10 protein-coding genes are annotated in these 10,888 nt (G+C 53.9%); 3 read left to right on the forward strand and 7 right to left on the reverse strand.

Features of this window, described 5'->3' with window-relative positions:
- Positions 1-4 precede the first annotated feature (4 nt).
- From CDH47_RS07605 to CDH47_RS07635, 7 genes are all read right to left on the reverse strand, one after another.
- The gene (locus CDH47_RS07605) at positions 5-463 is read right to left on the reverse strand and encodes a DUF4426 domain-containing protein (RefSeq protein WP_420843665.1); all 459 of its coding nucleotides are present in this window, start codon (positions 461-463) and stop codon (positions 5-7) included.
- On the reverse strand, positions 463-1,065 hold the full coding sequence (gene metW / locus CDH47_RS07610) for a methionine biosynthesis protein MetW (RefSeq protein WP_100639241.1): 603 nt from the start codon (positions 1,063-1,065) through the stop codon (positions 463-465). The genes CDH47_RS07605 and metW overlap by 1 nt, the downstream gene beginning before the upstream one ends.
- On the reverse strand, positions 1,062-2,210 hold the full coding sequence (gene metX / locus CDH47_RS07615; protein ID WP_100639242.1) for a homoserine O-succinyltransferase MetX: 1,149 nt from the start codon (positions 2,208-2,210) through the stop codon (positions 1,062-1,064). The genes metW and metX overlap by 4 nt, the downstream gene beginning before the upstream one ends.
- Positions 2,211-2,343: 133 nt before the next feature.
- Positions 2,344-4,308 carry a dynamin family protein gene (locus CDH47_RS07620; RefSeq protein WP_100639243.1) on the reverse strand — a complete coding sequence of 655 codons (1,965 nt, stop codon included), beginning with the start codon at positions 4,306-4,308 and terminating at the stop codon, positions 2,344-2,346.
- 249 nt (positions 4,309-4,557) lie between these two features.
- Entirely contained in the window at positions 4,558-5,142 is a 585-nt protein-coding gene (locus CDH47_RS07625) for a YggT family protein (protein ID WP_100639244.1), read from the reverse strand.
- Between the two features lie 30 nt (positions 5,143-5,172).
- Positions 5,173-6,006, reverse strand: a complete 834-nt coding sequence (proC, locus tag CDH47_RS07630; RefSeq protein WP_100639245.1) for a pyrroline-5-carboxylate reductase — start codon at positions 6,004-6,006, stop codon at positions 5,173-5,175.
- Between the two features lie 60 nt (positions 6,007-6,066).
- Entirely contained in the window at positions 6,067-6,771 is a 705-nt protein-coding gene (locus CDH47_RS07635) for a YggS family pyridoxal phosphate-dependent enzyme (RefSeq protein ID WP_100639246.1), read from the reverse strand.
- A gap of 139 nt (positions 6,772-6,910) precedes the next feature.
- On the opposite strand from CDH47_RS07635, the gene CDH47_RS07640 reads away from it, so the two are divergent.
- From CDH47_RS07640 to CDH47_RS07650, 3 genes are all read left to right on the forward strand, one after another.
- Positions 6,911-7,945 carry a type IV pilus twitching motility protein PilT gene (locus CDH47_RS07640; RefSeq protein WP_100639247.1) on the forward strand — a complete coding sequence of 345 codons (1,035 nt, stop codon included), beginning with the start codon at positions 6,911-6,913 and terminating at the stop codon, positions 7,943-7,945.
- 175 nt (positions 7,946-8,120) lie between these two features.
- Positions 8,121-9,242, forward strand: coding sequence for a PilT/PilU family type 4a pilus ATPase (locus CDH47_RS07645; RefSeq protein ID WP_100639248.1), 1,122 nt, complete (start codon positions 8,121-8,123; stop codon positions 9,240-9,242).
- A 122-nt stretch (positions 9,243-9,364) separates the two neighbouring features.
- Positions 9,365-10,867, forward strand: a complete 1,503-nt coding sequence (locus CDH47_RS07650; protein ID WP_100639249.1) for an OmpP1/FadL family transporter — start codon at positions 9,365-9,367, stop codon at positions 10,865-10,867.
- Positions 10,868-10,888: the final 21 nt, after the last annotated feature.

A 10,888-nucleotide genomic window follows, 5' to 3' on the forward strand; every position in this document is an offset into this window, starting at 1 on the left:
CTGCTCAGTCGCCAAAAAGGGTGTGGGCAAACCGTACCGGCAATTCCTGCTTATATCCGGTAGGGCGGGCGGTAACGTTGAATGTCATCAGCTCTCCGGACGAATACTGATACTGGGCAATAAAGTAAACGGAATCGCCTTCCTGTATTCTGCGAAAGGCCAGAAACTTTACTTGCTGGATATCGTTTGAAACCTTGCCTTCCACCTGGCCGGATACAGGGCTGATAACACCGTTTGCATCTTCCTGCATAATAGAAATATTAACGACGCCAATACTTCTGCTACGCTGAAGGTTGTTTGTCTTTGCTACTTCAGGTGTCAGAAAGGTGCTTGGGAACACACTCCAGTGGATCTGGTAGTCTCCGAAGTCTTCCGACCCGGCGAGAGCAGGAAAGCTCAAGAAGGCGGCGAAGAGAGCAGCTGCCGCCATGCCAAGAATGTTGTGCAGGGCTATGGTTTTCATTACATTTTCTCCCGGGTGATGCGGTAGATTGCGATCTCGCCCAACAGGTTTGGCCAGAAGCGCGCCAGCCAGTTGTTCTGGTGCTGACCATCTACTACGCGACGGCTTTTTATGCGAATGCCCTTCTGACGGCATAGAGCTTCAAAATCCTTGAAGGTACATAACCGTATGTTGGGGGTGTTGTACCATTTATATGGCAGGGCGTCTGATTCGGGCATACGGCCGCTGAGGGCCAGCCCCCAGCGTAGCCGCCAGTGCGCGAAGTTGGGAAAGGTGACTATTCCTTCGTCGCCCAGGCGCAGCATTTCATCCAGTACCTTGTCTGGGCGGCGTACCGCCTGCAGTGCCTGTGTCATTAGTACAATGTCAAAACTGTTGTCTTCAAAGTTATCCAGACCCTGGGTGTCCAGGTTCTGCTCAATGACGGAAACTCCGCGGTTCATGCAGGTGGTTATATGGTCGGGGTTAATTTCCAGACCAAACCCGCTGGCATTGCGTTCCCGCTTGAGGTAGTCGAGCAGTGTGCCGTCGCCACAGCCAAGATCCAGTACATGGTGGCCAGGCTTTACCCATTGTTGAATGATTTCAAGATCCGCCCTCATGCGCCCACCTCTCTGGCGACACGATCCATGTACGCGGTAAAGATATCAGTATAGCGCGGGGTTGGAATAAGAAACGCATCATGACCCCAAGGTGCATCAATTTCTGCGTAGCTCACCTTCCGGCGTGCGGCGATCATGGCATTCACCATTTCTTCCGAGCGGGCCGGTGTAAAGCGCCAGTCCGTGCTGAACGAGAGCACCAGAAACTCACAACTGGCTTTGGCCATCGCTTTTGACAAGTCGCCGCCAAACTCGTAGGCCGGGTCAAAGTAGTCCAGGGCCCGGGTCATCAGCAGATAGGTATTGGCGTCGAAACTTTCAGAAAAGCGCTCGCCCTGATAACGAAGGTAGCTTTCCACCTGAAACTCCGCATCGTAACCAAATTTGTAGGCCTGATCTCTTAGCTCCCGGCCGAACTTCTCCCCCATGGAAGCATCTGAGAGATAGGTAATGTGGCCTACCATACGGGCAAGCATCAAGCCGCGGCGAGGCAGCGCATTGAAATCGGAGTAGCGGCCTTCATGGAATTCCCGGTCTGAGGTGATGGCCTGACGTGCCACTTCGTTAAAGGCAATGTTCTGAGCTGTAAGACGGGGGCTGGATGCAATGGCTACTGCATGCTTCAGGCGGTCCGGGTAGTCCAGGCTCCATTGCAGCGCCTGCATGCCGCCCAATGAGCCGCCCACCACGGCTGCCCAGCAGTCGATCCCGAGGCGATCCGCCAGCAGTGCCTGGCTTTTTACCCAGTCACCCACCGTAACCACGGGAAAATCCGGGCCGTAAGGTTTGTTTGTGTTCGGGTTTATCGAGTTGGGGCCTGTGCTGCCATGACACCCACCCAGGTTGTTAAGGCAGACTACAAAAAAACGGTTGGTATCGACTGGCTTCCCGGGGCCTATGCACGTATCCCACCAGCCTGGTTTGCGATCGTCCATGGAGTGGTAGCCGGCGGCGTGGTGATGACCGCTCAGAGCGTGGCATATGAGCACAGCATTGCTGCGGTCGGCATTGAGTTCGCCATAGGTCTCAACGACGAGATCATAGCGTTCCAGAGTTTGGCCACATGCGAGCTCAATGGGCTTTTCAAAGTGATATGTCTGCGGGGTGACTACCCCGACAGAATCCACAGGCAGGGATTCGGGCATCGGCGCGACAGGTTCCTGGTTCGGTCTGTTGATAACTGCTTTACTGGTCAGGGAGAACCTGAACCAATAAAACAGTTTAAAGGCGGGTCGTCACGGCTGCAACTGACAGACTGTGCAGGAATGTAGCAGGAGGCTAGATTGCGCCCGAGATATTGACCACTTTTTGCTGGATCATGGTGGGTGCGGGCTTGCGAATTTGTCGCTGCATGGCATCTGCCAGTTCCAGTTGCCGGCGCAAATCGGTGATGGTATTGCGCAGTCTTTCCCGTTCGGAGCGGCTGTCACGATCGCTTCTTACCATATCCCGCAGGCGCTGTATTTGATGCTCCAGTAGCTGCTTTTGCTCCATGGAGTATTGCATGATCGGAAGCAGCGCTTCTGAGGGCCAGCGCTCTACATCACTTTGTACACGGGCGTGCAGGGTTCTGGCTTCACTCACCATGACATTGAAAAAGCGACGTACCAGAATCGACTGTTCTGTGAGAAGGTTCTTGGGGTTGGCGCGGAAGCGACGTGCTTTTTTACGCAGTTCTCTTACTGCGATGACGTGGCGGCCGGCACGTAGTGGAATGGGTTCCAGATGCCGTGCACGGGTATCCTCGTTGTAGCGACGGTAAATGGCACCAACCATTTTCTCCGCGAGACGCCCCTCGCTAAGCAGATTGGCGAAATCACTCTCCAGCAACTCAAAAAACTGGTCCATGGCATTGTTCATGCCCGCCGTGGTCCAGCTTTTCGACATGCTTTTGCGGACTTTTTCGGCATGAGTCTCAAACCGACTTTCATCTACAAGCTTTTTCAGCATGTCGCCCTGGGAGTTCATAAGCCGCCGGCTCGACCTTAGCGTTATCAGCTTCTTGTAATAAAAATCGTAATCTTTCTGGGCGCGATCGGCTAGCCGGGTGAGAGCAGCTTTATCCATGGTAGTTCCGGCACAGGCGTTGAATTCCTCATTAAGGGAATCAAGCCGGGTTTGCATGGCCGCCTGGCTGTTCTGGAGCATGCCCAGCAAGTCGTTGATCAGGCTCTGGGTGATCAGTTGCTCCTTGTGCATCAGGATGCGCTGAATGATCAGCTGCTCCAGATTGCCAATGTTTGAACGCGCGAACAAATCGGGGTCTTTCCGCACTCTGGCAACCAGCCCCTGTTTTGCTGACAGCGGGATGACATCTTGCTGGCGGATGCCCAGGTGGTCTGCGGTATAGCCACGCACCCGTTCAATGGCATCGTGAGTGTGTTTCTCACCCTGCAGGTCGTCCCATAGCACGTCAATCTTGTTCAGTACCGCAAAGCGCCCGGCACGGTGGTCAGCGTGCTCTATATCAATGTACTCTTTCCAGATGGTCATATCGCTGGCGGTGACGCCAGTATCGGCACTTAGGACAAAGATAATGGCGTGGGCCTGGGGCAGCATGCTGATGGTAAGCTCTGGTTCGGAGCCAAGTGCATTCAGTCCCGGCGTGTCCAGAATCCGCAGTCCGCGCTCAAACAGAGGGTGGCGAATACTGATCTGGGCGTTGCGCCAGGCAGGAATCAGAACTTTGCCGGGAACGTTACGATCATGCTCCAGCATGCTTTCGTCGAAGCCCAGAGCGCGGGCTTCTGTAGGGGAAACGCTTTTGACCCGGGCCACTTCACCCAGTATTTCACGCATGATTTCAGGATCGCTCTCATCCAGTTCGTGCTTTACCCAGCGCTCCGGCTGTTTACGCAGTTGCTGCAGCGACAAATCGCCAGTGCGGGTTTCGATGGGGAGCAGCAGGAGGTAGTTTTCGTTGGCGTTGCGGTCAAAAAACAGCTCTGTGGGGCACATGGTTGTGCGCCCAGCCTGGGAAGGCAGCATGCGCTGGCCGAATTCTGAGAAAAACAGGGCGTTTATGAGTTCGGTTTTGCCGCGAGAATATTCACCGACGAACGCGATGGTCAGCTCGTCTTCAATCAGCAGTTCAAGCCCGTGGCGAATCCTTGCACTGATGTCGTCAGAAAACAGGTTGTTGTCCTGAAGCCACAGGCGGTAACGGCCGATCTGGCGGATCAGCTCTTTTTTCCAATTATGGTAGGCCTCTACCTGCTGGGTAAGATTTCCCTGAAGGCTCATCGGATATTCCCTCTGCACGACTTCCGGCATTTTCCCGGCTAGCTGAGCCAGGATCCGCGTGATGGACGAATTAATTCCTTTTAATATTAACCTGTTCCCGAGTGTTTTGCGGGGCAGTGTATGCGGGTGTGTCGTACTTTCAGGCAGGATGTAAAAAATAAAAGCCGGAAAATCAACAGGTTAATTTTCCGGCTTGCAGATCAGGCTTTTTGTGGAGAAGTGTTACAGATTGTTTGTTTGAGACTTGGGTTACATCCCCAGCCCAATAGCCCCAAGCCCGACAGCCATTTTCATGTGCTCAATGACAACAGAAATGACATTGAGAATAAGGAATACGATAATGGGTGACAGATCCAGCCCACCCATGGAAGGCATCAGGTTGCGCACCGGGCGCATCACCGGCTCAGTGATCTGTGCAACAAGCTGAATGGCTGGATGACTGCTGCCAGGCGCAATCCAACTGATAACCACTACGGCGATAACGGACCAGAAATAGATCTTTACGATCAGATCCAGAACATTCAGCACGGCCCAGACCAGCAGGGTGAGCGGATTAAATGATGGAATGCCGCCACTCAAGGCCACAAGAATCAAAAAGAAGGTAATGGCCTGGATAACGATGGCAAGCACCAAGGCGGCACCGTCAATTCCGCCCCAGCCCGGAATAAAACGGCGCAAAGGCCTTAGCAATGGGTTGGTTGCTTTCACCGCGAACTGGGAAATCGGGTTATAGAAATCGGCCCGGGCCAGTTGCAGCAAAAAGCGCAGCAGAATGATGGTCATGTAAAAAGTGGACGCGATCAGCAGGATCGTAATCAGGATGTCTGCCAGCATGTAGCCTGTTCTCCGTTGTCAGTGACTGTTTTACTCTTTGCCTGCCAGTTCTTTGGCCATTTCTTCCGAGCGCTTGTAAGCAGCGTTGTACGCCTTTTTAACCAATTCACGCATGCCGCCTTCTTCAAAGGTATGAACGGCCTGTTCAGTCGTGCCGCCCGGAGACATCACGTTTTTCTTCAACTGCGCTGGATTGTGTTCGCTCTTGGCAGCCATTTCAGCAGCGCCTGCCATGGTCTGAATAGCAAGTTGACGGGCGGTTGCAGGGTTTACACCGGCTTCTGTTGCCGCAGTCTCAAGGGCCTCCAGCATCAGGAAGAAATAGGCTGGGCCGCTACCTGATAGGGCGGTTACGCCATGAAGCAGCGCCTCATCCTCAACCCATACTGCAATGCCTATGCCTTCGAAAACCGACTGCACTGCTTCTTTCTGGGCTCTGGAGACGCTTTCGTTGGCAAAAAGCCCGGCTGCGCCCTTGCCCACCAACGACGGTGTGTTGGGCATAACCCGCACAACAGGAAGGCCGCCACCAAGCCACTCATCAAGGGTTTCTGAGCCCAGGCCAGCTGCGATAGAGACCATCAGCGGGCGAGTGTTCTGAGCGATGGGCGCGATGTCACGACACACGTCGGCCATAGCCTGGGGTTTGACTGCGAGTACCACTATATCTGCCTGTTGTGCGCAGTAGCGGTTATCTGTTGTCACGCTGATTCCAAAACGCTTACGAATGGATTGCAGGTGCCCGTCGTCCGGCGCACTGGCCCAAATGCTGCTGGCTTTGAAGCCGCTATCCAGCATGCCGCCAATAATGGCGCTGGCCATGTTGCCCGCACCGATAAACGAAATGGTAGGTGATTTGCTCAAGGTTTGCTCCAGCGGTTATTCGGTTATATCCGGTTCCGATAATAGCAGGTACGGGCCTGTTCAGCTCTTCTGTGAGCGCTCACCAAAGATAGCCGTACCAATGCGAACACAGGTGGCGCCTTCGGCTATTGCTGTTTCGAGATCTCCGGACATGCCCATGGACAAGGTGTCCAATGGCCCTGCCTCCGGGTATCTCAACTGTAGCTCTTTCAGCAGGTTGGCCAGGTTGCGAAAGCTCTCCTTGAGGGCCGATTCAGTTTGGCCCGGATCGGGGATTGCCATCAGCCCCCTGAGCCGGAGCCCCGGTAACTGGCTTACCTGAGAGGCCAGTTCTGGCAGTTCATCTGGCCGGCAGCCAGACTTGCTCGGTTCATTGTTAATATTGACCTGAAGGCAAATATTCAATGGGGGTAGACCGGTTTCTCTCTGCTCGCTCAGTCGTCGTGCCACTTTCAGGCGATCTACGCTGTGCACCCAGGAAAAAGCTGAGGCAATCTGCCGGGTTTTGTTGGATTGAACCGGGCCAATAAAGTGCCAGTCGATGGCAGTCAAGTCGCGGAGTTCTGCAATTTTGTCGAGGGCTTCCTGAAGGTAGCTCTCCCCGAATGCCAGTTGGCCAGCCGACACGGCTTCTCGCAGTTCTTGTGCGGAGCGTGTTTTGCTGACCGCCAACAGGCTCACAGAACCGGGTTTACGGCCTGCCTGCAATGTTGCTTTTTGTATGCGTCGGGTTACGCTCCCGAGGTTGTCTGCTATGCTGCTCATAGTATGAAATAGTCGCGTTTGGTCTGCCCATTCTATGGCGACACGTTACTCGCAGGTCACTGAAATGCCAAGTGATCAGAGTAGGATCATGCCAGACAGGCGCTACCTGGATAAAAGAATAAGCCTTCCGAGGACTTGTATGGATATTACTGAACTGCTTGCCTTCTCGGCGAAACAGGGTGCGTCTGATTTGCATCTTTCCGCCGGCCTGCCACCGATGATTCGTGTTGATGGCGATGTTCGCCGCATCAACCTTCCGCCCATGGAGCACAAAGAGGTTCACGGGCTGATCTACGACATCATGAACGACAAGCAGCGCAAGGACTACGAGGAATTTCTGGAAACGGACTTTTCCTTCGAAGTGCCCGGTGTTGCCCGCTTCCGTGTTAACGCCTTTAATCAGAACCGTGGTGCTGGTGCCGTTTTCCGTACTATCCCCTCAAAAGTTCTGACAATGGAAGACCTTGGCATGGGCCAGGTGTTCAAGGATATTTCCTCTGTGCCCCGGGGGCTAGTGTTGGTTACCGGGCCAACGGGTTCGGGTAAGTCGACCACCCTGGCGGCCATGATTGATTACATCAACGATACCCGTTACGAGCACGTTTTAACGATAGAAGACCCGATCGAATTTGTGCATGACTCCAAAAAGTGTCTGGTTAACCAGCGGGAAGTGCATAGGGATACCCTCGGTTTTAACGAAGCTCTGCGTTCCGCCTTGCGGGAAGACCCCGATATTATCCTCGTTGGTGAGCTTCGGGACCTGGAGACCATCCGTTTGGCGCTTACTGCGGCAGAAACAGGGCACTTGGTGTTCGGCACCCTGCACACCACCTCGGCAGCAAAAACCATCGACCGGGTTGTGGATGTTTTCCCGGCTCAGGAAAAGTCCATGGTGCGCTCCATGCTTTCCGAATCTTTGCAGGCGGTTGTTTCCCAGACTCTGATGAAAAAAATGGGCGGTGGGCGTATCGCCGCGCACGAAATCATGATTGGTACATCTGCCATCCGGAACCTGATTCGCGAAGACAAAATTGCCCAGATGTACTCATCCATTCAAACCGGTGGCTCGCTGGGCATGCAGACGCTGGATCAGTGCCTTGAGCGTTTGTTGCATAAAGGTCTGATTTCCCGCGAGGCTGCGCGGGTGAAAGCGAAGATGCCAGACAACTTTTGACCCTGAGCTGCTCGGGCAGGAGAGGGGTGGCAAGGGGCGCAGGGACACGCCGTGAATACGTCCGTGTAGGCTTGACGGCAGCATCCTTGCTGCCGACAGTCCCTGCGCCCCTTGCCACCCCTCTCTCAGATTCTGACGAGTAGTCATTTAGTACAGAAAGCATAGGTAAAATAAAATGGAATTCGAAAAGCTGCTTCGTCTCATGGTCGAGAAAGGGGGGTCAGACCTCTTTATCACCGCAGGTGTTCCTCCCAGCATGAAAGTGCACGGTAAAGTGCTGCCGGTTACCAAAAACGCACTAACGCCGGAGCAGACGAGGGAGCTGGTTTATGGCGCGATGACGGATAAGCAGCGCGTTGAGTTTGAGGAGTCTCACGAGTGCAACTTCGCGATCAGTGCCCGCGGCATTGGCCGTTTCCGGGTAAGTGCTTTCTTTCAGCGCAACCTGTGCGGCATGGTACTGCGACGGATTGAGGTGAAGATTCCTCAGGTTGACGATCTGGGGCTGCCGGATATTGTAAAAGAACTGGCCATGACCAAGCGTGGCCTGATCATGTTTGTGGGCGCCACAGGCACTGGTAAATCAACATCGCTGGCTGCCATGCTGGGCCACCGCAACCGCAATAGCCGTGGTCACATCATTTCCATCGAAGATCCCATTGAGTTCGTGCACCAGCACCAGGGCTGCATTGTGACCCAGCGGGAAGTGGGCATTGATACCGAGAGTTTTGAAGTGGCGCTGAAAAATACCCTGCGCCAGGCTCCAGACGTTATCCTGATTGGTGAGGTGCGCACCCGCCAGACCATGGAGTATTCGGTTCAGTTTGCCGAGACCGGTCACCTTTGCCTGGCAACACTGCACGCCAACAACGCCAACCAGGCGCTCGACCGGATTATCCAGTTCTTCCCGCCGGAACAGCACAACCAGATATGGATGGACTTATCGCTGAACCTCAAGGCCATTGTGGCGCAGCAGTTGATTCCCACACCGGATGGTAAAGGCCGTAAGGCTGTTGTTGAGGTTCTGATCAATACGCCACTGGTTGCCGATCTGATTCGTAAGGGCGAGGTTCACAAGCTTAAAGAACTGATGTCCAAGTCCAACGAATCCGGTATGCGGACCTTCGACCAGGCGCTTTATGAGCTGTACGCTGAGGGCTCGATTACCTACGAAGATGCCTTGGCTCACGCCGATTCTGCCAACGACCTGCGCCTGATGATCAAACTGGGCGCGGATGCCCAGGGGGCAGACAAGCTTTCGTCCTCTGTTGACAAGTTGACCATACAGGATAACTGACAAAGTATTGGCCGGTCGGGGTCGAAGTAGTTAGTAGTGTAAATTATTAGGATTGGCATTTGAGGCCATCAACCCCGGCTGCGTATACTCCGCCACATCCACACAATGGAGTTACCGCTGTTATGAAAATTACAAATCTGAATCGAGCTATTCGGCTGGCCGCGCTGGCCGCAGTAGCTGCCCCGGCCAGCGTTTTCGCTGGTGGTTACACCCTCAACGAGCAGAGTGCGAGTGCCATGGGTGTTGCTAACGCCGGTGCGGCAGCAAATCCGGAAAATGCGTCTACCGTGTTCTTCAACCCAGCCGGCATGAGTCAGCTGAAGGGTACCAATATTTCTTTTGGTGCGGCTGTTTTGAGTATTGATGCTGAGGCAAAGAGAGCAGAGGCCCGGCGTAATGTGCCTGGTGCAAATCCAGTAATGGTTGATGGTAATCTTGGCGGTGATATTGCCGACCTGGCCGTACTCCCTAACTTTTACCTGACCCACGAAATCAATGACTCCGTTGATGTGGGATTTGGTATCCATGCCCCATATGGCTTAGCTGCAGACTATGACGACAATTTTATTGGTCGCTATTTTGCTGATAAAACGGAACTGACCGCGATTGCATTTACTCCATCCATTTCTGTGAATAACGGCAATGGCTTATCGATGGGGCTAGGGTTTAACGTTATTTATGCTGAGGGTCGCCTGACAAAATATCAAGATGTGTCGGCTTCTGCCGTTCAGCAAGGTGCTACTCAGGGTGCACAGCAGGCTGTAGCTGCGCTCTTGGCTAACAACCCTCAAGCTACGTCTCAGCAAATTGCTGCTGCCCAGCAGGCGGGTGCTGCGGCTGGACAGCAGCAGGCTTTGAACAATCTGCCAGCAGATCCCTATGCTGATATAGAAGGTGACGATATTGGCGTGACGATGCGGGTTGGATTCCTCTATGAATTGAATGATCGTACCCAGTTTGGGTTGTCGGCTCAAACAGGCACGGAACTGCGGCTGAAAGGGGATGCCAAGATCTCCAATTTCCCGGGTTCGTCACAGCCCTTGACGGAAAAAGTAGAGGTTGCGCTGCCAGTTCCAGAAAGCATTACCTTTGGGGCCAGGCACAGGTTAACCGATGAGTTCACAGTTCTGGCCGGTGCCACCTATGCTCGCTGGGGGCGCTTTGAGGAGCTGGATATCTATAGCCGGGAAGGTGGCACTGGTGCTGTTTCCAGCCTGGCTGGTGATCCTATAACCCACATTACCGAAAAGTGGCAAAATACGTGGCAGTTCAACCTTGGTGGTATCTGGCAGGCTACGCCTGAGTGGGCGTTCAAGGCAGGCTACGCTTGGGATGAGTCACCAGTCGACCAATATATTACAGCGCGTATTCCTTCCAGCGATCGTCACTGGTTAACCCTTGGTGCGCAATGGAAAGATATTCAGAGCGGTTGGGGTGTCGACGTGGCAGTGGGTACGCTTCTGTTCACCGACGATCCCGAGTTCACCGAGCGAAATTATCAACATGCCAATCCGGACCAAGTGGCCAACCTGCCAGGAACAGCCATCGAAGATCCGAGTTATTATAAGGCGAAGTATGATCTGTCTGCCTGGAGTGCAGCCATCGAGGTCAGCAAAGCTTTCTAAGCACAGACTTAGCTAACTGGA

The sequence above is a fragment of the Marinobacter salexigens genome, assembly GCF_002806945.1.
Lineage (GTDB): Bacteria > Pseudomonadota > Gammaproteobacteria > Pseudomonadales > Oleiphilaceae > Marinobacter > Marinobacter salexigens.